Annotated in this window: 19 protein-coding genes; 8 read left to right on the top strand and 11 right to left on the bottom strand. The window is 63.1% G+C overall.

Annotated features, from left to right (window positions below; all coding sequences use genetic code 11):
- Positions 1-2: 2 nt before the first annotated feature.
- Positions 3-383, top strand: a complete 381-nt coding sequence (locus tag TK42_RS10295; protein WP_003176922.1) for a RidA family protein — start codon at positions 3-5, stop codon at positions 381-383.
- Positions 384-439: 56 nt separating this feature from the next.
- Positions 440-1,180, top strand: coding sequence for a hypothetical protein (locus tag TK42_RS10290; RefSeq protein WP_032878714.1), 741 nt, complete (start codon positions 440-442; stop codon positions 1,178-1,180).
- A gap of 126 nt (positions 1,181-1,306) precedes the next feature.
- On the opposite strand, the gene TK42_RS10285 is transcribed toward TK42_RS10290, so the two are convergent.
- Positions 1,307-2,158, bottom strand: coding sequence for an SDR family oxidoreductase (locus TK42_RS10285; RefSeq protein ID WP_103734153.1), 852 nt, complete (start codon positions 2,156-2,158; stop codon positions 1,307-1,309).
- 188 nt (positions 2,159-2,346) lie between these two features.
- Between TK42_RS10285 and exbB the strand changes: the two genes are divergently transcribed.
- The 6 genes from exbB to TK42_RS10255 all read left to right on the top strand — a co-directional run bounded on the left by exbB (position 2,347) and on the right by TK42_RS10255 (position 9,144).
- On the top strand, positions 2,347-3,330 hold the full coding sequence (gene exbB, locus TK42_RS10280) for a tonB-system energizer ExbB (protein WP_103734152.1): 984 nt from the start codon (positions 2,347-2,349) through the stop codon (positions 3,328-3,330).
- A 6-nt stretch (positions 3,331-3,336) separates the two neighbouring features.
- Entirely contained in the window at positions 3,337-3,762 is a 426-nt protein-coding gene (exbD, locus tag TK42_RS10275) for a TonB system transport protein ExbD (protein WP_103734151.1), read from the top strand.
- Positions 3,759-4,505 carry an energy transducer TonB gene (locus TK42_RS10270; protein ID WP_005792493.1) on the top strand — a complete coding sequence of 249 codons (747 nt, stop codon included), beginning with the start codon at positions 3,759-3,761 and terminating at the stop codon, positions 4,503-4,505. Before exbD ends, TK42_RS10270 begins: the two co-directional genes overlap by 4 nt.
- A 156-nt stretch (positions 4,506-4,661) precedes the next feature.
- Positions 4,662-5,582: a hydrogen peroxide-inducible genes activator gene (locus TK42_RS10265; RefSeq protein WP_032878710.1), complete on the top strand. Its 921-nt coding sequence runs from the start codon at positions 4,662-4,664 to the stop codon at positions 5,580-5,582.
- An 8-nt stretch (positions 5,583-5,590) separates the two neighbouring features.
- Entirely contained in the window at positions 5,591-7,666 is a 2,076-nt protein-coding gene (gene recG, locus TK42_RS10260) for an ATP-dependent DNA helicase RecG (RefSeq protein WP_103734259.1), read from the top strand.
- A gap of 77 nt (positions 7,667-7,743) precedes the next feature.
- The gene (locus TK42_RS10255) at positions 7,744-9,144 is read left to right on the top strand and encodes an aminoacyl-tRNA deacylase and HDOD domain-containing protein (protein ID WP_005792496.1); all 1,401 of its coding nucleotides are present in this window, start codon (positions 7,744-7,746) and stop codon (positions 9,142-9,144) included.
- Between the two features lie 132 nt (positions 9,145-9,276).
- Here TK42_RS10255 and TK42_RS10250 read toward each other — a convergent pair whose 3' ends face one another.
- From TK42_RS10250 to TK42_RS10205, 10 genes are all read right to left on the bottom strand, one after another.
- A complete protein-coding gene (locus TK42_RS10250; protein ID WP_032803751.1) occupies positions 9,277-9,651 on the bottom strand; it encodes a hypothetical protein in 375 nt (124 codons plus the stop codon).
- 124 nt (positions 9,652-9,775) lie between these two features.
- A complete protein-coding gene (gene tagQ, locus TK42_RS10245; protein WP_103734150.1) occupies positions 9,776-10,702 on the bottom strand; it encodes a type VI secretion system-associated lipoprotein TagQ in 927 nt (308 codons plus the stop codon).
- An 84-nt stretch (positions 10,703-10,786) separates the two neighbouring features.
- Positions 10,787-12,499 carry an SUMF1/EgtB/PvdO family nonheme iron enzyme gene (locus TK42_RS10240; RefSeq protein WP_103734149.1) on the bottom strand — a complete coding sequence of 571 codons (1,713 nt, stop codon included), beginning with the start codon at positions 12,497-12,499 and terminating at the stop codon, positions 10,787-10,789.
- Complete coding sequence (locus tag TK42_RS10235; RefSeq protein WP_078822638.1) at positions 12,492-13,676, bottom strand: hypothetical protein; 1,185 nt, start codon at positions 13,674-13,676, stop codon at positions 12,492-12,494. The genes TK42_RS10240 and TK42_RS10235 overlap by 8 nt, the downstream gene beginning before the upstream one ends.
- A complete protein-coding gene (locus TK42_RS10230; protein WP_103734148.1) occupies positions 13,676-14,380 on the bottom strand; it encodes an ABC transporter ATP-binding protein in 705 nt (234 codons plus the stop codon). Before TK42_RS10230 ends, TK42_RS10235 begins: the two co-directional genes overlap by 1 nt.
- Positions 14,380-17,358, bottom strand: a complete 2,979-nt coding sequence (locus TK42_RS10225; RefSeq protein WP_103734147.1) for a serine/threonine-protein kinase — start codon at positions 17,356-17,358, stop codon at positions 14,380-14,382. The genes TK42_RS10230 and TK42_RS10225 overlap by 1 nt, the downstream gene beginning before the upstream one ends.
- Positions 17,355-18,074 (bottom strand): PP2C family serine/threonine-protein phosphatase, encoded by a 720-nt coding sequence (locus TK42_RS10220; protein ID WP_005792503.1) that lies wholly within the window; start codon positions 18,072-18,074, stop codon positions 17,355-17,357. The genes TK42_RS10225 and TK42_RS10220 overlap by 4 nt, the downstream gene beginning before the upstream one ends.
- Positions 18,075-18,728 carry a type VI secretion system-associated protein TagF gene (tagF, locus tag TK42_RS10215; RefSeq protein WP_103734146.1) on the bottom strand — a complete coding sequence of 218 codons (654 nt, stop codon included), beginning with the start codon at positions 18,726-18,728 and terminating at the stop codon, positions 18,075-18,077. It lies immediately after the preceding gene.
- On the bottom strand, positions 18,725-22,225 hold the full coding sequence (tssM, locus tag TK42_RS10210; protein WP_103734145.1) for a type VI secretion system membrane subunit TssM: 3,501 nt from the start codon (positions 22,223-22,225) through the stop codon (positions 18,725-18,727). Before tssM ends, tagF begins: the two co-directional genes overlap by 4 nt.
- Entirely contained in the window at positions 22,222-23,511 is a 1,290-nt protein-coding gene (locus TK42_RS10205) for a DotU family type VI secretion system protein (protein ID WP_078822642.1), read from the bottom strand. Before TK42_RS10205 ends, tssM begins: the two co-directional genes overlap by 4 nt.
- Positions 23,512-23,514 lie beyond the last annotated feature (3 nt).

The raw sequence follows: 23,514 nt of genomic DNA, 5'->3' as shown, positions 1-23,514 counted from the left end.
TCATGACCAAGACAGTTATCACCAGCGATAAAGCCCCAGCCGCCATCGGCACCTACTCCCAGGCGATCAAGGCGGGCAACACCGTCTACATGTCCGGCCAGATTCCGCTGGACCCAAAGACCATGGAACTGGTTGAAGGCTTCGAAGCCCAGACCGTACAAGTCTTCGAAAACCTCAAGTCCGTGGCCGAAGCTGCCGGTGGTTCGTTCAAGGACATCGTCAAGCTGAACATCTTCCTCACCGACCTGAGCCATTTTGCCAAGGTCAACGAGATCATGGGCAAGTACTTCGAACAACCCTACCCAGCCCGCGCCGCCATCGGCGTTGCCGCCCTGCCAAAGGGCGCACAGGTTGAGATGGACGCCATTCTGGTCATCGAGTAAAACACCCGGCGCAGCCCCAAAAGGCTGCGCCGGCTTCGCTTCATAAGGATTTCGTAATGCGCAAAGCGCTTGTAGCCTCTTCGTTGCTCGCACTGTTGCTCGGCGGTTGTGCCAGCAACCCGGCCGATCTGGACGTAAGTGGTACCTGGATCAACCAGGCCGCCATCGACGCGGCAGCCAAGGGCGGCCCTTTGCGTGAAGCCCTGCAATCCTATGGCCCCAACCTTGAGTGGGAGGTCAACACCAAGGCGTTGCAGGCGCGCTACTACAACGGTTTTGAAGTAGCGGAAGGCAAGTTGTCGGGTGAAAAACCCGGCGCGTGGAGCGTGGACTTCTACGGCAGCTCCGCTACCGAACTCAAGCGCAAAGGCAAACAATTGCTGCAAGTGGCCAACGACAATGAGCCAGAGCAGCTGTTCGCCCGCGCCAAAGACCCGGCCCCCGAAGGCGCACCACTGGGTGCCAACTTCGAACGGGCGCTGTATGCGGCCTACATGGGCGGCGACTGGAAGATAACCGACGGCACCGGCAACGGCGCCACAGTGCAGTTCCAGGCTGACGGCAAGATCGCCGGTCTGCCTGGCGTTGACCGTTACTCACTGTGCCTGGCGGGTGATTGCGCCTCCATGAGCGGCGGCTACGACAGCATCTGGCTGCAACTGAACGGCCAGGGCAACCCATGGATCTTCGTACGCAAGGGTGAGCAACTGGAAATCTTCCAGGCGATCAACACCGCCCAGGCCGATGAAGTGCCTTCGTTTACCCCAGGCCCGCGCCAATGGCTGCTTGAAAAGTAATAACAGCCTCGCCCAAATCCAAATGTGGGAGCTGGCTTGCCTGCGATGACGGTATTACACCCAACAAAGATGTGATTGATATACCGCTATCGCAGGCAAGCCAGCTCCCACATTTTTTGCCGCGCTTCAGCCTTTCAGAATCGCCGCATAGCCTTCCCGGTAAGTCGGGTAAGTCGGCACCCAGCCCAACGCCTTGATACGCGCATTACTGCACTGCTTGCTCCCCGCCCGCCGCACACTGGCATCTTCAGCCCATTCGGTCACACCCAGGTATTCGCGCAACCAAGCCACCACCTCGGCCAGCGGTGCCGGCGCATCGTCAACGCCGATATAGACCTTGTCCAGCGAACCGCCTTTTTCCACATGCCGCAGCAAAAAGGCGAGCAGGCCCGCGGCGTCATCGGCGTGGATACGATTGCCATACAGCGGCGGATCAACCGCTACGCGGTAGCCTTGACGCACCTGGGTCAGCAGCCATTCACGACCCGGGCCGTAAATCCCGGTCAGCCGCACGATGGTGGCCGGAATACCACTATTGAGCGCCACTTGCTCAGCTTCCAGCATCACCTGCCCGGAATAACCCTTCGCTTGCGTCTCTGACGTTTCGTCGACCCACTCGCCGTTCTGCTGCCCATACACACTGCTGCTGGAGACAAACAGCAAATGCTTGGGCGCTTGACCATAGTCGTCCAGCCACTCCAGTACATGCTGCAACCCTTGCACGTAGGCGGCGCGATAGCCGGCCTCGTCGTGGTCGGTGGCAGCGGCGCAGTACACCAGATAATCCCCCCCGCCGATCGGCCAGGTGTCCGGGCAATCCTTTCTGAACAGATCGCCAGCGATGCCGATCACGCCGTCGGGCAGGCGTGAAATATCGCGGCGAAGGCCGTGGACCTCCCATTCCGAGGCCAGCAATTGGCTAGCCAGCCGACTACCCACATCACCGCAACCGGCAATCACAACAGAAGGCGCAGACATCATAAAACTCCATTCTCAAAGGCGCAGATTAGCCGCGCGAGTGGATCAACGGCCAGTGAAAAGCGAAATAAAGTAACAGTGCCACTTTAGTTAACAAGAATTACTTGCAATAATAACCACCCATTTGTCCTCGACCCCCCTCGGTCTGGAAGGACGATCACCCATTTTTTCTCTCAGGTCCGGCCAGCATGACACGTAATACAACCCCCGCTTCGCCAACCAAGCCTCACAGCCCATCCCGCGCCTGGCGTGCGATTGCTGCGATGCTGTTCAGCGTCCTGCTGGCACCGACCGCCGCATTCGCTGATGCCACCGCCCCCGCCACTCCGGCGGCTACCGAGCAGAATGCTGCGACCCCGACGACACCTGCCGTTGCTCCAGTGGCTACCGACCCGGCCCAGGCCACGGGCGACGCCGCACCTGCCAACGAAACCGGCGTTGTGCTGGAAGAAGACAACACCCTGGGTATGGCCCATGACCTGTCGCCATGGGGCATGTACCAGAATGCCGACGTAGTGGTGAAGGCTGTGATGATCGGCCTGGCCATCGCCTCGATCATCACCTGGACCATCTGGATTGCCAAAGGCTTCGAGCTGCTGGGCGCCAAGCGTCGTCTGCGCGCTGAAATCGTCCACCTGAAAAAAGCCACTACCCTCAAGGAAGCGAGCGAAACCGCAACCAAAAAGGGCACCCTGGCCAACACCCTGGTGCACGACGCGCTGGAAGAAATGCGCCTGTCGGCCAACACCCGCGAAAAAGAAGGCATCAAGGAACGCGTGGCTTTCCGCCTGGAGCGCCTGGTTGCCGCCTGCGGCCGTAACATGAGCAGCGGCACCGGCGTACTCGCCACCATCGGTTCCACCGCGCCGTTTGTCGGCCTGTTCGGCACCGTATGGGGCATCATGAACAGCTTCATCGGCATCGCCAAAACCCAGACCACCAACCTCGCCGTCGTTGCCCCCGGCATCGCCGAAGCCCTGCTGGCTACTGCCCTGGGCCTGGTTGCCGCGATCCCTGCGGTGGTGATCTACAACGTCTTCGCCCGTTCGATCGCCGGCTACAAGGCTCAGGTATCGGATGCGTCGGCAGAAGTCCTGCTGCTGGTCAGCCGTGACCTCGATCACCTGCCTACCGAGCGCAGCTCGCAACCGCACATGGTGAAAGTGGGGTAATCGGCCATGGGCCTGCATTTGAATCAAGGCGACGACGAACTCGTCGAGAACCACGAAATCAACGTTACGCCGTTTATCGACGTGATGCTGGTGCTGCTGATCATCTTCATGGTGGCTGCACCGTTGGCCACCGTGGACATCAAGGTCGACCTGCCCGCCTCCAGCGCCAAGCCGGCGCCGCGGCCGGAGAAGCCGATTTTCCTCAGCGTCAAGGCGGACCAACGCCTGTTCCTGGGCGAAGAAGAAGTCAAGGCTGAAACCCTGGGGTCGGTGCTCGACGCCAAGACCCAGGGCAAGAAAGACACGACAATCTTCTTCCAGGCCGACAAGGGCGTGGACTACGGCGACCTGATGAGTGTGATGGATGCCCTGCGGGCAGCCGGCTACCTCAAGGTAGGCCTGGTCGGACTTGAGACGGCAGCCAAGAAATGATCACGACGCGCCACAAACTGACGCGTTACGGCACCAGCCTCGCCGTCGTGCTGGGCGTGCATGCCGTCGCGATCATCATCGCGCTCCAATGGTCCGCGCCGCAGGTGATCCAGTTACCGCCTGCCGCGATGGTCATCGACCTGGCGCCGCTGCCAGCGCCACCGCCGCCTCCGGCACCGCCCAAGGTCGTGGCACCACCGCCGCCGCCAGTTGAGGAGCTGCCGCTGCCGAAATTGGCCGAGGCGCCCAAACCGACGATCCAGGTGCCCAAGCCGGTCAAGCCCAAACCCAAGCCGCAACCGCCCAAGCCCGTGGAGAAGAAGCCCGATCCGCCCAAGGAGAAACCTTCCGAGGAGCCTCCAAGCGAAACGCCGCCGAGCAACGCGCCTGCGCAAAAATCCGCCCAGCCTGCGCCCGGGCCATCGGCACAGCAGCTTGCTGCCCAGGCATCCTGGCAAAGTACCCTGCTGGCGCACCTGCAGAAGTACAAGAAGTACCCGCCGGGCGCCCAGCAACGTGGCAAGGAAGGCATGAACCGCTTGCGTTTCGTGGTCGATGGCGAAGGCAATGTACTGTCCTACGAACTGGAAGGCCGCTCCGGCAACGCCGACCTGGATCGCGCGACTCTGGAGATGATCCGCAAGGCTCAACCCTTGCCCAAACCGCCAGCCGACTTGTTGAAAAACGGCAGTGTCGAACTGGTCGCACCCTTCGTTTACAACATCGATAAACGTCGCCGCTAGCAGAGCAATGTGGGAGGGGCTCGCACCCTCCCGCATCGTCTTTCACCGCGACAACAATTTCCGACATTCCCCACTCAATCCCCAGCAAAGTTCTGATAACGTGCGTCTATCGATTGCAGCCGGTATGCTTGGCCCGCAACTTCATGGACGCCTGCTATGACTCTTACAGAATTACGCTACATCGTGACCCTCGCCCAAGAACAGCACTTCGGCCATGCCGCCGAGCGTTGCCACGTCAGCCAGCCGACGCTGTCGGTGGGCGTGAAAAAGCTTGAAGACGAACTCGGTGTGCTGATTTTCGAGCGCAGCAAGAGCGCCGTGCGCCTCACCCCAGTGGGCGAAGGCATCGTTGCCCAGGCCCAGAAGGTCCTGGAGCAGGCGCAAAGCATTCGCGAGCTGGCCCAGGCCGGCAAGAACCAGCTGACCGCACCGCTCAAAGTCGGCGCGATCTACACTGTCGGCCCTTACCTGTTCCCGCACCTGATCCCGCAACTGCACCGCGTCGCGCCGCAGATGCCGCTGTATATCGAAGAAAACTTCACTCACGTGCTGCGCGACAAACTGCGCAACGGCGAGTTGGACGCGATCATCATCGCCCTGCCGTTCAACGAGGCGGACGTGCTGACCCTGCCGCTCTACGACGAGCCGTTCTACGTGCTGATGCCGGCCTCGCACCCGTGGACCAAAAAGGACACCATCGATGCCGGCCTGCTCAACGACAAGAGCCTGCTGCTGCTCGGCGAAGGCCACTGCTTCCGCGACCAGGTACTGGAAGCCTGCCCGACCCTGACCAAGGGCAACGACGGCGCCAAGCACACCACGGTGGAATCCAGCTCCCTGGAAACCATTCGCCATATGGTCGCTTCCGGCCTGGGTATTTCGATCCTGCCGCTGTCAGCGGTGGACAGCCATCACTACGCTCAAGGCGTGATCGAAGTTCGCCCACTCACGCCTCCGGTGCCGTTCCGTACCGTGGCGATCGCGTGGCGCGCCAGCTTCCCACGCCCCAAGGCAATTGAGATCCTCGCCGACTCGATTCGCCTGTGTTCGGTGGCCAAGCCGCCCGCTGCGAGCTAAGCAACCGTATGACTGAGCTGTCGCAGGTGTCGGTGACGGTACTCAAGGGTGTCGGTGACGCCATGGCCGAGAAGTTGGCCAAGGTCGGCCTGGAAAACCTCCAGGACGTGCTGTTCCACTTGCCCCTGCGTTATCAGGACCGCACCCGCGTCGTGCCCATCGGCCATTTGCGCCCAGGCCAGGATGCGGTGATCGAAGGCACTGTCAGCGGCGCTGACGTGGTGATGGGCAAGCGCCGCAGCCTGGTGGTGCGCCTGCAGGATGGTACTGGCGGCTTGAGCCTGCGCTTCTACCATTTCAGCAACGCGCAGAAAGAAGGCCTCAAGCGTGGCACCCGTGTGCGCTGCTACGGTGAGGCACGTCCCGGTGCATCGGGCCTGGAGATCTACCACCCGGAATACCGCGCCATCACCGGCGACGAACCGCCACCGGTGGACACCACCCTCACGCCGATCTACCCGCTGACCGAGGGCCTGACCCAGCAACGCCTGCGCCAACTGTGCATGCAAACCCTGACCATGCTCGGCCCGCAAAGCCTGCCCGACTGGCTGCCCCTGGAGCTGGCCCGCGACTATCAACTGGCGCCCCTGGCCGATGCGATCCGCTACCTGCATCACCCGCCCGCCGATGCCGATGTGGACGAACTCGCCCTCGGCCATCACTGGGCCCAGCATCGCCTGGCCTTCGAAGAGCTGTTGACCCACCAACTGTCCCAGCAGCGCCTGCGTGAAAGCATGCGTTCCCTGCGTGCGCCGGCGATGCCCAAGGCTACGCGGCTGCCCGCGCAATACCTGGCCAACCTCGGCTTTGCGCCGACCGGAGCACAGCAGCGCGTGGGCAATGAGATCGCCTACGACCTCAGCCAGCAAGAACCCATGCTGCGCCTGATCCAGGGCGACGTGGGCGCAGGCAAAACCGTGGTCGCCGCCCTCGCCGCCTTGCAAGCACTGGAGGCGGGTTACCAAGTCGCGCTGATGGCGCCGACAGAAATTCTCGCCGAACAACACTTCATCACCTTCAAGCGCTGGCTCGAGCCGCTGGGCCTGGAAGTGGCGTGGCTGGCCGGCAAGCTCAAAGGCAAGAACCGTGCGAGCGCCCTGGAGCAAATCGCTGCCGGCGCGCCGATGGTGGTGGGCACCCATGCGCTGTTCCAGGACGAAGTGCAGTTCAAGAACCTCGCGCTGGTGATCATCGACGAGCAGCATCGCTTCGGCGTGCAACAGCGCCTGGCCCTGCGCCAGAAAGGCGTGGGCGGGCGCATGAACCCGCACCAGTTGATCATGACCGCCACCCCGATCCCGCGCACCCTGGCCATGAGCGCCTACGCCGATCTCGACACCTCGATCCTCGATGAATTGCCGCCCGGGCGTACGCCGGTCAACACCGTGCTGGTCACCGACACCCGGCGCGTGGAGGTGATCGAGCGCGTGCGCGGCGCCTGCGCCGAAGGCCGGCAGGCGTACTGGGTCTGTACCTTGATTGAAGAGTCCGAAGAGCTGACCTGCCAAGCCGCCGAAACCACTTACGAAGACCTCACCAGCGCCCTGGGCGAACTCAAGGTCGGGCTGATCCATGGCCGCATGAAACCGGCAGAGAAAGCCGCAGTGATGGCCGAGTTCAAGGCCGGCAACCTGCAATTGCTGGTGGCTACCACGGTGATCGAAGTGGGCGTGGACGTGCCCAACGCCAGCCTGATGATCATCGAAAACCCCGAACGCCTGGGCCTGGCGCAACTGCACCAATTGCGCGGCCGGGTCGGCCGGGGCAGCGCTGCCAGCCATTGCGTGCTGTTGTATCACCCGCCGCTGTCGCAGATCGGCCGCCAGCGCCTGGGCATCATGCGCGAAACCAACGACGGGTTTGTCATCGCCGAAAAAGACCTCGAACTGCGCGGCCCGGGTGAAATGCTCGGCACGCGCCAGACCGGTCTGCTGCAATTCAAGGTCGCTGACCTGATGCGTGACGCCGACTTGTTGCCCGCTGTGCGCGACGCCGCGCAAGCCTTGTTGGAACGCTGGCCCGAACATGTCAGCCCGCTGCTGGATCGCTGGCTGCGGCACGGGCAGCAATACGGCCAAGTGTGACGCCCGACGCACTTATCCGACCATCACCCGTATCAAGCTGGTTATACTCCAATGACTGTAAGAAATTGGATCAGGCCATGTCAGAAGTTGCCCTCGCCACAGCCCCACTGACCGCCCCGCCGGTCATTCGGGCGCTGCTCGCAAAGCTCGCCGTCCCCTACACGGAAGTCGCCGAACACGCGGGCCTGAACCCTGCGCGAAAGGTCCAGGCGGTGTTGCTTGAGGATGCGGTCGGTGCACTCATGGTGCTGTTCCCTCAAAGCCAGTTGCTTGACCTCAACCGCCTCACCGAACTCACTGGTCGCCGTCTCACGGCCGTAGCCCCGGAGCGGGTCGAGCGTATGCTTGGCAAGCATGACCTGAGCCTGCTGCCCGGGCTGCCGCCGCTCACCAGTTCACCTTGCCTGTATGAAGGCAGCCTGCTCAACGAGCCGAGCCTGCTGGTGCATTCGGGCGAAGCCGGGTTGTTGCTGGAAATCCCCAGTGACGCCTTCAAGAGCCTGCTCACCAAGGCCAGTGCCGCCCAGTTCGGCGAGCCATTGAGCAACATTCGCCCGAACCTGGACCGCCCCAATGATGACCGCGAGGAAATCACCCAGGCGATGCAGGCGTTCACAGCCCGCCGCATTCAGCAACGCCTGGAAGCGACCATCGAGATTCCACCGCTGGCCGACACGGCGCAAAAGATCATCAAGCTGCGCGTAGATCCCAACGCCACCATCGATGACATCACCGGCGTGGTGGAAACCGACCCGGCGCTGGCCGCCCAGGTGGTGAGTTGGGCCGCGTCGCCCTACTACGCCTCGCCGGGCAAGATCCGTTCAGTCGAAGACGCCATCGTGCGCGTACTGGGCTTCGATCTGGTGATCAACCTGGCGCTCGGCCTGGCACTGGGCAAAACCCTGAGCCTGCCCAAAGACCGTCCGCATCAGTCCACCCCGTACTGGCATCAGTCGATCTACACCGCTGCCGTGATCGAGGGGCTGACCCGCGCCATGCCCCGTGCCCAGCGCCCGGAAGCCGGCCTGACCTACCTGGCCGGGCTGTTGCACAACTTCGGCTACCTGCTGCTGGCCCATGTGTTCCCACCGCATTTCTCGCTGATCTGCCGACACCTGGAGGTCAACCCGCACCTGTGCCACAGCTATGTCGAGCAACATTTGCTGGGGATCAGCCGCGAGCAGATTGGTGCGTGGCTGATGCGCTACTGGGACATGCCGGACGAACTGTCCACAGCCCTGCGCTTTCAGCACGATCCGACCTATGACGGGCAATATGCCGAGTATCCGAACTTGGTGTGTCTGGCGGTGCGATTGTTGCGTAGCCGGGGGATTGGATCGGGGCCAGATGAGGCGATTCCGGATGCGTTGCTGGAGCGTTTGGGCTTGAGCCGGGAAAAAGCTGAGGAAGTGGTCGCCAAGGTGTTGGATGCCGAGGTGCTGTTGCGCGAGTTGGCATCGCAGTTCAGCCAGGGCTAAATCTTTCACCTGATAAACCGCTATCGCAGGCAAGCCAGCCCCCACAGTTGACCGAGTTCCAGCGTTGGAACGCAGCCCGACTGTGGGAGCGGGCTTGCCTGCGATGAATCCAACTCGGTATACCTGAAAACCCTACTTCTTTTTCTTCGGCTTCAAATACTTGGTCAGCCCTTGAAACCAGATCACCAGCGCCGGGTTGCCCTTGATCTGAATCGACTTGTCCTGAATCCCCGTCATGAACGCCAGTTGCTTGTTCTTCGCCTGCATCGTGGCAAAACCGTAGGCGGCATCCTTGAAAGCAATCGCAAAGGCAGGCTCAGGGTGAACACCTGAACGGCTGGTGATGCGCTGGTCTTTGACAATGAAGTGACGGGCAACCTTGCCGTCGAGGGTCTGCAGCTGGAAGGCCAGGTCTTTGTCACCCAGTTGCTGCTGGAAGGCGGGATTGGTGCGGCTGGCTTTGCCCATCATCAGGCCAAGCACCCACAGAAGAAGACGAAATTTCATGCACACGGCCTCGGTGTATTTATTGGAGTGGCCGCAGCAGTGTAACGATTTGCAAATAGAACGCCACCGATCTTGCGCTTTAGGCGCAGATCGGCTGGCGTTTAACGCTTATAGCAACAAGTGCTTAGACGTTAGGGCAAGGTACCGGCGCCCAGTCAACCAGGTTCGGGTTGGTGCAGTTGAGCTTGAGCTGGGAATCACCCGCGTTGGCTACCTGCTTGCTTTCAGCTTGCTTGGCCTGGGCCGTTTGCAAGGTCTTCTCGGTGGTGACCGCTTCTTTCGGCACGGTTGGCAGCACCGGCTTTTTCGGTGGCTTGGTGCCCGCGCCTTTCTTCTTGGCCGGCGTCACGACAGGCGCCGCATCGGCCTGGGCCACGGTGACCACGTCGGCACGCTGCACGCCGACTTGCTGCAGGTCTTTTTCGTAAGCCTGAGTGTAGTTGTTCAGGTCTTCGCTGGCTTTGCCGTTGACTGCGACGATCAGGTCATTGGATTCCTTCAAGCCCGAGACGATTTCCGCCAGGCGCTTGCGGCCTTCGGTATCGTTGACGGTCTTGGCCTTGCGGTCGGCCACAAGCTTGGTGAACGCACTCTGGTAGCACTGCTGCGACGCCTTGGCGTAGGCGGTGCTGCGGTCGATGTCGGAGACGCTTTTATTCACGTCAGCGGCATAGGAGGCGATGCGCTGGTTGTCATCGGCGATCTGCTTCTGACGTTCGGTGTAGTAACCCGCCGCGCCGCCGGCCAGGGCGCCACCGGCAGCACCGATGGCGGCATTACGGCCACGTTTTTCCTTGTCGCCGGTCAGCGCGCCCAGCAACGCACCGCCGGCCGCGCCGATGGCGGCACCGGTCACCACCGACTTGGTCATGTTCGAGTCGGTGGCACGCAGATGCTGCACCGGCTCGTAGCAGTTGGGGTAGTACTCGACCTTGGTGCTCGACGCGACCTTGGACGCAGGCGACGTAGCGCAACCGGTCAACACGGTGCTGAAACCGGCCGCGATCAGCAGCAGGTGACGCTTGGAAACCGACTTACGGGAAAAAAGCATAGATGTGATCTCTGTTAAGTTTGACTTGCCCAGCACGGCCCACCGCCGCCTGAGTCCCTTCCAAGCTCGCTAGACAGCCAACGATCAAGACCGCTGACCGCTCGCTGCGAGCAATTCCTTCAAGATCGTTGCCGGGTCGGCCCGCTGTTGCTTGCGGTAGTTGCCGACATGGCGAACGAACAGTGTCGCGCGCGTCACCAGGCTCTTGCCGAGCACTGGCTTGCGATCCAACTCTTCCTTGACCCGTTGAAACTGCGCCTGGATCACCGCATCGGTGTAGCGCGTGCCGGTGGCCAGGTTGTCGATATAAATCGCCACCGCGCCGTCGAGGGCGCTGCGTCCATTGGCAATGGCGGTGGCGAACAGCTGCGCGCTGGCTTCGTCCTTGCTGTCGACGGCCTGCTGGCGACTCTTCTGCAGGTTGGCCAGGCGAATGTTGTAGTTGCTGATGGTCTCGGCCACCAACGCCGCCGACTGGATCAGGTTGCCCGCGGCCTCTTCGCGCTGCTGGGCGATCAGCGAAACGTTGCGCTTGAGCTCTTCGTTGACCAGACCCAGCTCGGCCTGCAGCTTGGGGTCGACGCTGGCGGCGATGATGCTGTCCAGGCGCTTGGTCGGGTCCTGGGCGTCGTCGATGGCGTCGGTCAGCGCAGCGAGGCGGCCTTCCTTCTGCCATTGGGCAAACAACTCCTTGTAGCGCGAACGCGGCGCCGACAACGCGCCGATCGCCACGCGAAAGCCGGTGGTCTCGTTGCTTTGCTCGGTGCCATCGGCTGCAAACAATGGGTATTCGCGGCGCATACCGGTAAACAAGGTGCCCTCGCCTTCCAGATAATTGCCGCCCTTGACCACAAAGCCGCCATAGGTGCCCTGGCGTCGGCCGGCATGTACCAGCTGGAACGATTCCTGGACCATTTCCGCAGCGTTGCCGATCACGTCGAACAGGCCGATGGGGTTGGGCAATTTGGTGCCGATGGGCATCAGCCGTGCCGCCTGACCGGTGCCGCCGGCGACCTGGTTGAACACCGCGTAATCAGCCAGCGGGCCATCGCTTTCGCCGCCCTCGGCGCGCCGTGGATACAAGCGGCTTTCCAGGTCCTGACGGCTCACCGCCTGGCCGCCGCGTGCGGCGTATTCCCACTCAACCTCGGTAGGCAGGCGCACAAAGCCCAGGCCGCCGTCTTCGGCTGACGAACCGCGCCCGCTCACCGGCAACAACTCGCGGTGGTACTTCATCAGCCAGGCGCTGTACACCGCCGAAAAACGCTCGGCTTCAAAACGCGACAGCTTCACCTTGGGCAACCGCCCGGCCATGCCGGTGGGCGCGTCACACGCCGGTGCCGGTTCACCGCTGGCCAGGGACTGCGCCTGGCCCATCACCTGGGCATATTGGCGTGCAGTCACTTCGTACTTGCCGATGAAGTACAGCATGGGCTTGAGTGGGGTCTTGGCGTCGGTCTTGGGCATCAGCGGCGCGATGACCTTGTTCCAGGCCTTGGGCAAGTCCTTGAGGGTGAACTGGCCGTTGATGAAGTCGCGGCGATAACCGGAAATAAACGACTGCTGGTAACCGGCCTCGCCTTCGGCAAAGGGGTAGCCGAGGCTGACTTCGCGGTCATCCAGGGTGCCCTGGGCCAGCACGTAGGCATAGCGGAACACCATGTTGCCTTCGCACGGCAGCGGCAAGCTCACGTCATCCGGCAACGGTTTCGGGTTGTCGAGCTTGTCGCTTGCCTCATCCGCCCAGGCCAGCGAGGCCAGGCTCAGCGCCACGCAGGCGCCCAGTAACTTATACATCTCTGATTCCTTCAGAAGCCTGGATACGCGCCACCCGCCACCCCCCACAGGCCGCCGCCACGGCGCTGACGCCGAGCACGGCAGCCAGGGCCAGGCCGTAGTGACGCGCCAACAGATGGCTGGCGTACTCGCCCGGCACCTGCACGAAGAGTTGATTCAAACCCGCTTCAGCCAGGCCATAAAGCCCGACACTGAGCAAGCCCGCAAAACCGGCGCTGTACAGCGCCTGCAACAGCACAAACAGCAACAGCGCGCCGGTGGAAAACCCCAGCAGGCGCAACACTGACAATTCCCGCCGCTTGCGCGCGACCGCCGCCAACGCGCCGGCAAATATCGCCGCAAAGGCTCCGGCCAGGGCCAACCCGGCGATGATCCAGAATACAATCGACAGGTTGCGGCTCAACGACTGCACTTGGGCGATAGTGTGCGCCTGGGTCGACACCAGCAGGTTCTGCCCGGCGAAATACACCCGCAGCGGTTCCACATCACTGAGGCTGCGCGCATACAGGCGAAACGCCGGATAGATACGCTGTTCGCTCACGCCCGCCACCTCGCCGTCCCAATGCAACGCCGGCACCGCACGGCCATCGCGATAATCTTCCGCCGCTTCCAGCAACGCTAAATCAGTCAACAGTCCATCACGGGCAAAGGCTTCCAACGGCAACACCGCCAGCACTTGCAACCGCGTGCGCTGGGCCTCGACGCGCCCCGCCACTTGCCGCGCAAAGCTGGTTTCCAGCCAGTCACCGGGCCTTGCCGCAAGCTTTTCGGCAGCGGTATGGCTGAGCACAATCTGATCCAAACCGTGAGGCATCGGTAAGCCTGCCAACAACGGATCACCCGCTGCGGTTGGCAACATTTCCAGGGTCAGCGCGCCCACCTGGGCCGTTGCCGCAATCTGCCGTGTACGCGGCAAAGCAAACGCCACATCGCTGCGCTGCCCCAACTGCTGGATAAACGCTGCGCTGAATCGGCCACCGCCCAACGGGATAATTTCACGGGTAGCCGGATCGGTCTCCAAGCGTTCGGTCAAACTGCTAACCAGTCCAAATTTCAGGCCGAATAACACCAGCAATGGCGCGATAACCGCTACCAGCGCCAGCACCGAACAGGCCGACAGCCAACCGTCGTTGCGATAGTCCTGCCAGGCGAGTGAGGCAAGCAGACCGATGCGCATCAGCACGCCTCCCCGAGGGTTGCGGTGACGCCGCCGTCAGCATCGCGACGGCACCCGATACGCCGCACCTGCAAGCCACTGGCGCGGGCCAGGGGTTCGTCATGGGTGGCGATCACACAGGCCGCCCGCTGTTCACGGGCCCGGGCCAGCAGCGCCTGCATCACCCGCTCGGCGTTGAGCGGGTCGAGGGAAGCGGTCGGCTCATCCGCCAGCACCAGTTGCGGCGCATGGGCCAGGGCGCGGGCACAACTCACGCGCTGGCGCTGGCCCACCGACAACGCCGCCGGGCGCTTGGCCAACTGATCGCTGACCTGCAACTGCTCGGCCAGACGCGCCACGCTGCCGTCGTCCTTCAAGCCCAGCAATTGCCGGGACAAAGTGATATTTCCACGCACATCCAGAAACCCCAGCAGCCCACCGGTTTGCGGCACATAGCCCAAGTGCTGGCTGCGCAACGCGGCCAGGGCGGATTGCCGGTCGGCACGCCACAGCGCGCCGATGTCCTGCTGGTTGAACGCAAACTGCCCGACCTGATCCGGCGCCAATACCAGCGCCAGCAGATCCAGCAACGTGCTTTTGCCGCAACCACTGGGGCCGACAATCGCCAGTTGTTCGCCCGCTTGCAGGTGCAACACCGGAATCACCAGGCTGTAGCGCTGGCTACCAACGCCCCGGCTCTTGTGCACTGCGCTCAGGTTCAACATTACGGCAGCGTCGACAGCGGCACGCGGTACAACGCATCACCCGGTTCGGCATCGCCGAAACGGACCCAGTTGGCCACGTCGTTATGGAAGGTTTCATACAGGCGGATTTTCGAATCCAGCTCGTCGATAAAGTCTTCCTGCTCCGCCACGCTCAACGACAACCACAAATCCTGGGTCATGTTCAGCGACTTGCTGCGGTACGGCAGGCCCTCCAGGTATTCACCGAGCAGACCGCCGTCGGCCAGGTTGCCGCCCTTGCGCAGGGCCTGCGGGTCTCGGCTCATGTAAGCCGAGGCGCTGGCAATTTCCTGGAAGAAATCCTTGGGTGAGCTTTGGGTCTTGCGCGCCGCATCCACGATCAACTTCAGCGACTGTTGCAGGTCGTTGAGTTGCAGCTTGGTCAGCATCACGCACACCTGGAACGCTGGCAGCGCCGGGTTGGTCAGGTCGCGGTCGGCGGTCCAGGCGCTGACCAGTTGCGGCGCCTGACTGGCGGTTTTGCGCCCGAGGAAGTCCATGTGCATGGCATAGCCGACCGCGGCGGATTTGTCCGCCAGGCTTGGCGCCGAACCGAGCAGCGGCACCGGTTGCGGCGTGTTGTTGCGCACCTGATGCACCAGGTCGGCGAACACTGTACCGATCTCATCGACGCGCTCACCCAGCTTGCGCACATCGCCTCCCGGCACTGGCGTGTACAGGTCACCGATCTGCGGGTTGGCGTCGGCGGTAAGGATGCGGTACTGGCTCTCGGCACCGGCGTGGGTTTTCTTGCCGACATCGGTGCGCAGATGCAGCGCGTAGATCTTGATCTGCTTGCCGAGTGCGGCCTGTCGCACTTCGGCTTCGTTCATCTGGGTAGCGGCGAACGGGTCGTTCTTGCGCAGCGCACCCGCGTCGGTGACCAGCAGGATGATGCGCCCGCCATAGCCCGACCAGTCCATGCCATCCACCGCCTGCATCACCCCGGCAAACGCATCTTCGTTGAAGGAATGGCTGGAGACGGTTGAGGCTTTGACCTGGCGCGCCATATCGAGGAAGCGCTGCGGATCGCGCCCCTGGTCAAGGCTGATCAGGGTCTTGGCGACGTACTCAAGGCCAGGGGTTTTCTTGATGCTGCTGCGGAAGCCGACCAGGCCGAAGCTGACGCTGTCCAGTTCGCCGCGCTCGGCGATACGGGTTTGCAACTCGTGTACCACGTCGCGGATCTGGTCGATGTAGGGCTGCATCGACACCGTGGTATCCACCACCAGCACCACGGCGGTGCGGAATGCATCGGCATTGGCGCTGAGTGTCGGGGTCGCCGGTGTGGCAGCCGCGCTGCGGCCTGGGTCGATAGAGGCCACGTTGAGCAACTGCACCGGCTGGCCGTTTTCATCGAAGCTCTCTTTTGAGTCGAAAATCGGCAACAGGTAGAACTGGTTTTGCGGCACCGCGCTGGCGGCCGGCTCAAGGGCCAGGACTTGCTGGTTGTCCTCAGGGTTACTCTGCGCCTTGGTCAGCACGCTTTTCGCGGCGGCAGGATCGGCCAACAGTTTCTCCACCTCGCCGGATTGGCGCAGGAACATCACGGGCGCGCGCCCCGAGCGCTCGGTGAACTTGAGCACCAGGCTTTGTTTCCAGTCGCTGACCTGGGCGGCCGGCAACCAACCGTCGCTGCGCCCATCGGTGGCGGCGCCCACGCGTACCCACGGGCTGCCATCCACTTCCTTGCGCTGGTACACGTAGAGCACGGAAAACGCCGGCAACGCTTTACCCGGCGCGCTGCCCGCGTCTGCTGAAAGCTGGGCGCCGGGCTTGCTGAGTACGCGCTGGAACAGGGTCTTCTTGCCCGCCATCAGCAACGGGCGTTGACCGCCATCCACTGCAGCGACAGCCACCGGTGGCGCCACCGTGGGCACCACGGCGGCTGGCGGCTGAGCCGGTTCATCGCTGCCACTCAACCACCAGTAGCTGGCGCCACCAATGGCCAACGCGACGGCGACCGCCACGGCGGCCAAGGCCAATACCGGACCACGGCGCTGCTCGGAGGGGGCACTGTGCTGGGTCGGCGTGACCACCGGTTGGCGCACTATTGGCTGCGGCTGCGGTTTATCAGTCGGAATGTCGATGGTGACAGGGGTCATGCCCGCCAGATCAAAGCTCAGAGGAATCGGCAGCGGCCGTACCAGCGTGGCGTCCGATTCATCCGCCGGCAGTTGATCCAGCGCCAACAACAACGCTGCCGCATCCGGATAACGCTGCGCCGGGTCTTTGGCCAACAACTTGCGCAGCACACCCTGGTAACGCCCGTGATGCACAGGCAATTCCGGCAACGGCTCAGTCAGGTGCGCCAGCGCAGTGGAAAGCGCATCGGTGCCGCTGTAGGGCAGCTTGCCGACGAGGATTTCGTACAGCACCACACCGAGTGCGTAGAGATCGGCGCGCCCGTCGATCTCCTGACCCCGCGCCTGCTCGGGGCTCATGTAGCTGGGTGTACCCACGGCAAACCCGGCCTGGGTGAATTGGGTGCGGTCGTCCAGCGACTTGGCGATACCAAAGTCGGAAAGTACTGCAGTGCCATCGGCGCGGAACAGAATATTCGCCGGCTTGACGTCGCGATGCACCAACCCCTGGGCATGGGCATAACCCAGCGCCGAGGCGATCTGGCGGATCAGCGTCACCCCCTGCTCCGGCGTCAGGCCGGCAGCGATGCGCTCCTTGAGCGTGCCGTTGGGCAGGTATTCCATGGCCATGTAATACAGCTCACCGACGTTGCCGATGTCATGGATGGTCACCGTGTGCGGGTGCGAAAGGCGCGCCAGGGTCTTGCCCTCACGCAGGAAGCGCTCGCAGAAACTCGGATCTGCCGCCAGCGCCGCGGCCATCACCTTCAACGCTACCTTGCGCTCCAGCGAACGCTGAGTCGCCAGGTACACGCTGGCCATGGCGCCTTCGCCGATCTCGCCTTCGATGTCATAACCTGGAATGACAATGTTCATGACGAAACCTTCACGACGAGGGTGGTGATGTTGTCCGGTGCGCCGCGATTGAGCCCCAGGTGCACCAGGCTGCGCACGATTTCATCCGGTGCGTCATGGCTGAGCACGTCGCGGATTTCGCGGTCTTCGACGGTCTTGTTCAGGCCGTCGCTGCACAACAGGTAGCTGTCGCCGGGAGCAATCAACAGTTCGACCGACGCCACGTCCAGTTGCGCTTCCACGCCGACAGCGCGGGTGACGATATTGGAGCGCGGATGGGTGCGGGCGTCAGCTTCGCTGAGCAAGCCGCTGTCTTGCAGGTCTTGCACGTAGCTGTGGTCGCGAGAGATGCTTTCCAGCACGCCGTCACGCAGGCGATACAAGCGACTGTCGCCGGCCCACAGGCACACACCGCGCAAGCCGCGGGCGGCAAATACCACTACCGTACTGCCCATCATGGTCACGCCACGGTTGGCGGTTTCTTCGCGTACAGCGGTGTTGATGCGCAGCAGGTCATTGCGCAGCGCCGCGGTGTATTCGTCGAGGGAGCGGCCCAGCGGTACATGGCGCAGGCTGTCGACGATCAAGCTGCTGACATAGTCTCCCGCGGCGTGCCCGCCCATGCCATCGGCCACCACCCACAGGCGGTTTTCCGGCAGGTCCAGAAAGGCATCTTCGTTGACTTGGCGAACCATGCCCACATGGCTTTTGCTCGCGGATTTGTACGTCGCGCCCATCTACACCACACCTTCTTGTCCGAGCAAAAACTGCGCAAAATCATTGGCGGCAGGCAAGCCCTGGCACCGTAATAAACCAGGTGAAATACGTTGCGAACCACGGCCCCACCACAGGCTCGCGCCCTCGCACGCCTGTTCGGCCAGTGCGGTCATGCGCTGATGGGGCACGATGGCGGCCACGCGCTGCAGGCCGGCGAAACGGCTGTCGACCGCACGCGGCTCACTCGCCGGAAAGCCCAGGGCGTCGAGACCCGCGTTGAAACTTTCGAAGGTAGCGCCACTGTCCAGGGTGCTGAGCAACAGCTCTTCGGCCTGCTCGAACCAGGTGTCCGGCCCGCCCACCAGGGAGGCGGGGTTGGTGTCGTGATCCAGCAAGGTGACCACGGCCAGCGGAAAATACCGCCCGACCCGATCAATGCTCGGCATCACCACGCCCGCCGCGGCATCGGGCCCGCATACGCCTGGCGCCAGTACGAAGCGCCACAACGGGCTGACCAGATACACGTTGAGCCAGTCACCGCCCAGGCTGTTCTGGCTGGCGAGCAAACCCGCCGCCAGCCAGCTGTCCCACGGGCCGATAAAACTCTGGGGCAAGGCGCGGCTGACAAAGTCCCCGCGACTGGCCAGCTTGCCGTAGAAACCCACAGTCGTCATAGCCGCTCCGGCAGGCTGAAACCGCTGAGCACGCGGCTTCTGAACGGGTTGAAGGCACTGTTGGCGCGCAGCTCGTAGGCGATGCTCGCACCATCAACCCGCAGGCGCAGGTTGAAGCGGTCCGGCGAGTTGCCCGCGGTGAGATCCGATTGCTCCAGCAGACGGAACCAGGCCCACGGACCGTCCAGCGTGATACCGGAGCGACCACTGGCCGACGGCGGCATGATGGAAATACGCACCACGCCGATGCTGCCAGGGTTCGGCCATTGCATCGCTACCGGGCGGCTCGGGCCGTGGTCGTAGCTCAACTGCTGGCCATCCAGATCAAGCAGAAACTGGGTGATGGTCGGGTCCATCGACACCGGCTTGAGCTCGAAACGCACGATAGGCTGGGTGCCCCCGGACCTGAAGAACGCATCGCGAATTGTCGCCGCCCGCTGGAAGGTTTGCAGCACGCCCGGGGCAATCCCCAGCTTCTGCGCCGCGCCCGGTTGCCAGCGCCAGGTCTGTGCCGATGTATCCACATAGGGCTGCAAGTATTTGCGGAAGTAGTTATCCATTACCCCGCCCACGCCGAAGAACTGGCCGAAGTCATCCAGGGTGGCGTCCCGCGCACTGCCCGGCGACATCGGGTAGCGACCGGCCAACGACTGACGATACACGTTGACCACTTCACTGACCCAGGCCGCGTTCAGCTGGTTACGCACCCCGCCCATCATGCTGTTGGTGGTGGAATTGACCACCGACTTGACCATGCCCTGCACCAGCGGCGGCTGGCGCTCGGCATTCAGGCTGACCCGCGTGGCCGCAGCCGCCGCCTGGTTCTTGGCCTCACCGAGCAAGGCATCGCCGCTGGCACCGACCATGGCGCTGACCTGCACATACAGCGCATTCATGTCCGACAGCAGGCCGTCGATGGCCGCCGGTTCGCCTTCGTTTTTGCTGACGATGCTGTTGAGTTCGGCAAAGTGCGCGGTCACCGGATCCTCCGACGCCGCCGGGGCATTCGCCGTCGGTTGCTCCTGGCCAAGCAAGCTGCCAAGGCGCTCCTTGAGCTTGTCGACGCCACCTTCCACCGGTACACCCTTGGCAGCCAACTGGCGCTCTTCGGCTTGCAGGTCAGTTTCCCTGGCGACCGCCACCAGCAGCTTTTTCAGCGGCGAGGTCGGGCCGGAAATCACCCGCAGCACGTCGGCGGCCTGGGCCACGCTGGTGATCGGCACAAAGTCGATGTCGGCAAGCAGCGCATCCCACTGACGCTGGTAGTCCTGGAAGTACAAGCGACGCACATCCGCGGCCAGGCTCACCACGTTCTGCTGATCGGCCTGCTCGTGGCCCAGCACCCATTGTTCCTCGGCCAGGGTGCCGGTCTGGTTCAGGCTGCTCAGCAAGAACGCCTGACGATAGCCCTTGGCAGTGAAGAAACCACTCAACGGCTCACCCAACGGCTTGCCGCTTTTGCGGCTGAACACCAGCGCGGCGTCACGCCCAGCGGCTTCGTTGAGACGAAAGTCCGGGATGCCTTCGGGCAGTTTCTGGCGCTTGACCCGGTCATACACGCGCTGGGCCACCGGCAGTTGCTGCAACTGGCGTCGCAGGTCATCGATCAGGCGCGGGTCCAGGCGAGCACTCGGCGGGTGCCGCTCGAACAGCGCTTGCAAGTGCCCGGCCAGCGCCTGACGCTGATCGGCCGGAAGGTCGCGGGGCAGGTTGCGATCCCAGTCCAGGGCGATCCAGGCCTTGATAAAGTCCGGATCGTAATGCTCGGTGTCGGCGAGCATCAGGTAGGCCTTGAGGCCCTCGTAGAGAAAGTCGGAGTTACCGCCGCCGTGCAGTTGCTCTTCGATGCGCGTCACCAAGCGTGGCGCGAACACGGCGATCAACAGCTTGCGGTAGACACTGGCGGATTCGGCTTCAAGCATATCGCCCTGATACAGCCCCAGCCCTTCGGACCAGCTCGGCGAATCCCCCGCGAGGTTCTTCACCGCGTTCAGCAGTGGTAGCACCGCGAGCACTTCTCGTTGTGCCGGGCTCAGGTTCTGCACGGTCTGGCCCAGGGGCGCAACTTTCTGATCGACCTGGGCGATATACGCCTGATTGGCGCGATAACTCACCCACCACAGGCTGCTGACCACCACGACCAGCGCAACGGTGGCCGCCAGCACACCACGTGCAATCCACTTGCGGCGCCGTTCGATTTTCGGGTTCACCCCCACCAAGCCACGCTCGGCAAAGGCCACAGCGGTGAAGAGTTTTTCGATGAAGTAACTGCGCCCAGTGCCGCTCTGACGCGCCAGGTGCTGGCGGTCCAGGTTCATGCTCTGGGCCATGGCGCCGATCAGACGGTCAATAGGGCTGCCTTCCTGGGTGCCGCTGGTGAAGTACACGCCGCGCAGCAACACGCGCTCTTCAAAAGCGTTGGGCTTGAACACACCTTCAAGGAAGCTTTGCAGACAGTCCTTCAACGCGCCGAACTGCTGCGGGAAACCGTAAATCAGGTCGCGGCGCGCCGGGTCGCGTTCCTGTTGCAGACGCTCGACCAGGCGTTCGTTGAGGCGCTGCTCCAGCCCGGCGAATTCGCTTTGCAGGTGCGCCAACGGGCTGTCGCTGTGCTTGCCGTCGTCCAGGGCAAAGGTCATGCCCCACACCTGGGCGCGCTCTTCCTTGCTCAGGTTGTCGAAGAACTCCATGAAGCCCGGTACCAGGTCGAGCTTGGTCAGCATCAGGTAGATGGGGAAACGCACGCCCAACTGGGTGTACAGCTCCTGGATACGCAGGCGAATCGCGGCGGCATGGGCGGCGCGCTCGGCGTCTGTACCCAGCAGCAAATCCGACAGGCTGATGGCGATAAACGCACCATCGATGGGTCGGCGCGAACGTTGCTTTTTCAGCAGGTCAAGAAAGCCCAGCCACGCGGCTTTATCCACCGTCGAGTTGCTGTCCTGGGTGGTGTAGCGGCCCGCGGTGTCAAGCAAAACGGCCTGATCGGTAAACCACCAGTCGCAGTTACGCGTACCACCGACGCCGCGCACGGCACCGGCGCCCAACTGCGCCGCCAGCGGAAAGTGCAATCCGGAATTGACCAGTGCGGTGGTCTTGCCCGAACCCGGCGGGCCAATGATCACGTACCACGGCAGCTCGTAAAGGTTGCGGCGTTCGTCACCGCCGAGCTTGGCTTTTTTCAGCAGCGTCAGGGCTTCATCCATGCGCTGGCGCAGGGTCGACAACTCTTCGGCAGTGGCAACACTGTTGGGATCAGCCGGGGTTTCGGCGGCCAGGCTGCGCATCACTTCGGCAGCCTGGCGGCGGGCCTGGATGATGCGGAACACGCGGTAGGCAAGCCACAGCGCAAATACCAGGATGATCAACGCCCAGCGTCGCCCCTCGGGCATCAACACGTCGAGCAACGGCCCGACAAACCAGATGATCAGGCTCAGGGCAATCAGGCCCAGAACGGGGATTACCCAGCGAATCATGAAACTGAAAAACGCCTTCACTCGACGCCCTCCGCCAGTACGGTGATTTCAACCCGACGATTGCGGGCACGGCCTTCGGCAGTACCGTTGCTCGCCAGCGGCTCGGTGTCGCTACGGCCTTCGGCGCTGAAGCGATCAGCCTGGCCGGTCTTGGCCGCGAGGATCTCCAGCACCGACTTGGCCCGGGCTTCGGACAGCGCCCAGTTCGACGGGAAGCGCAGCGTGGCGATCGGGCGGTTGTCGCTATGGCCGGTGACACGCACCTGGCCCTTGACCTTGCGAATGGCATCAGCGATGCGCAGCATCAGCGGCTGGTAAGCATCGACAATGCTGGAGCTGGCGGAGGCGAACAGTTCATCGCCACGAATGGTCACCACCGAACGGTCAACCTTGTCTTCCACGGCCACGCGACCGGCCTTGATGTCTTCGGCCAGGAAGCCGGCCAGGCGCGGCCGCTCGATCACTTTTGGCTGCGCCACCGGACGGTCGATGGCCTGCACCGGGATCTCGCCCAGTGCATGAATGTTTTTAAACACTGGCTCGGCGTCCGAGGCCAGTTTCATGCGCAGGCCAAACAGCAACGCCAGCAGCAGCGCCACGCCGATCGCCACGGCGATCCACGGTGGCATGAACTGCGCCAGGCGATCACGGGCCACGGTCACGCCGCGCCAGTGCGGCGACAGCTCACGCTCGTGTTCACCACGGGCACTGCGAATCGCTGCGGCGGTGCGCTCGCGCAAGGCTTCCAATTGGCTGCGACCGTCGGTCATCACGCGGTAGCGGCCTTCGAAACCCAGGCACATGCACAGGTACAACAGCTCCAACAGGTACAGGCGTTCCCGTGGGCTTTGCAGGCAGTGGTCGAGCAACTGGAAGACCTTTTCACCGCCCCAGGCTTCGTTGTGCACGGTGATCAGCAGGCTTTGCTTGCCCCAATCACTGGTGCTGCCCCACGGCGTGCTCAACACCGCTTCATCCAGGGCGGTGCACAGCGCGTAACGGGCCAGCAGCACTTCGTTGCGCGCCACACCAGCCGCTTCGGCGCGTTCTTCGAACTGGCGCAGATAGGCCAGCAACTGCGCCCGCAGGCTGGCTGGCGCCGGGTGGGCGATGGTGTTGCGCAGCCGCGTCAGCAACGCCAGTAAAGGGCCGGCGGCGCTTTCCAGCGGGTTGAGGCCCTGGCTTTTGCCGGTGAGGATCGGCGCAGCCGGCATCGACAGCGGCGTCGGTTCTGCGCGTGCAGGCTCCGGCGCTCGGCCACCCGGGCGCGGCATGAACTGGGTGCGGTCATCATCATTGGGGTGCATCGC

Origin of the sequence: Pseudomonas sp. GZJR-8 (assembly GCF_002916705.1) — a bacterium.
In the GTDB taxonomy this organism is placed as follows: domain Bacteria; phylum Pseudomonadota; class Gammaproteobacteria; order Pseudomonadales; family Pseudomonadaceae; genus Aquipseudomonas; species Aquipseudomonas synxantha_A.
The sequence above is the reverse complement of the archived record's forward strand: the minus strand, read 5'-3'. Positions and strand labels throughout refer to the sequence as shown.

Excerpts from the sequence above, each read along its gene's own strand:
- recG (WP_103734259.1), top strand. The coding sequence starts at position 5,591 with ATGACTGAGCTGTCGCAGGTGTCGGTGACGGTACTCAAGGGTGTCGGT.
- TK42_RS10285 (WP_103734153.1), bottom strand. The coding sequence starts at position 2,158 with ATGTCTGCGCCTTCTGTTGTGATTGCCGGTTGCGGTGATGTGGGTAGT.
- TK42_RS10220 (WP_005792503.1), bottom strand. The coding sequence starts at position 18,074 with ATGGGCGCGACGTACAAATCCGCGAGCAAAAGCCATGTGGGCATGGTT.
- exbD (WP_103734151.1), top strand. The coding sequence starts at position 3,337 with ATGGGCCTGCATTTGAATCAAGGCGACGACGAACTCGTCGAGAACCAC.
- TK42_RS10255 (WP_005792496.1), top strand. The coding sequence starts at position 7,744 with ATGTCAGAAGTTGCCCTCGCCACAGCCCCACTGACCGCCCCGCCGGTC.
- TK42_RS10265 (WP_032878710.1), top strand. The coding sequence starts at position 4,662 with ATGACTCTTACAGAATTACGCTACATCGTGACCCTCGCCCAAGAACAG.
- exbB (WP_103734152.1), top strand. The coding sequence starts at position 2,347 with ATGACACGTAATACAACCCCCGCTTCGCCAACCAAGCCTCACAGCCCA.
- TK42_RS10295 (WP_003176922.1), top strand. The coding sequence starts at position 3 with ATGACCAAGACAGTTATCACCAGCGATAAAGCCCCAGCCGCCATCGGC.
- tagF (WP_103734146.1), bottom strand. The coding sequence starts at position 18,728 with ATGACGACTGTGGGTTTCTACGGCAAGCTGGCCAGTCGCGGGGACTTT.
- TK42_RS10270 (WP_005792493.1), top strand. The coding sequence starts at position 3,759 with ATGATCACGACGCGCCACAAACTGACGCGTTACGGCACCAGCCTCGCC.
- TK42_RS10235 (WP_078822638.1), bottom strand. The coding sequence starts at position 13,676 with ATGCGCATCGGTCTGCTTGCCTCACTCGCCTGGCAGGACTATCGCAAC.
- TK42_RS10250 (WP_032803751.1), bottom strand. The coding sequence starts at position 9,651 with ATGAAATTTCGTCTTCTTCTGTGGGTGCTTGGCCTGATGATGGGCAAA.
- TK42_RS10225 (WP_103734147.1), bottom strand. The coding sequence starts at position 17,358 with ATGAACATTGTCATTCCAGGTTATGACATCGAAGGCGAGATCGGCGAA.
- TK42_RS10240 (WP_103734149.1), bottom strand. The coding sequence starts at position 12,499 with ATGTATAAGTTACTGGGCGCCTGCGTGGCGCTGAGCCTGGCCTCGCTG.
- TK42_RS10230 (WP_103734148.1), bottom strand. The coding sequence starts at position 14,380 with ATGTTGAACCTGAGCGCAGTGCACAAGAGCCGGGGCGTTGGTAGCCAG.
- TK42_RS10205 (WP_078822642.1), bottom strand. The coding sequence starts at position 23,511 with ATGCACCCCAATGATGATGACCGCACCCAGTTCATGCCGCGCCCGGGT.
- tagQ (WP_103734150.1), bottom strand. The coding sequence starts at position 10,702 with ATGCTTTTTTCCCGTAAGTCGGTTTCCAAGCGTCACCTGCTGCTGATC.
- TK42_RS10290 (WP_032878714.1), top strand. The coding sequence starts at position 440 with ATGCGCAAAGCGCTTGTAGCCTCTTCGTTGCTCGCACTGTTGCTCGGC.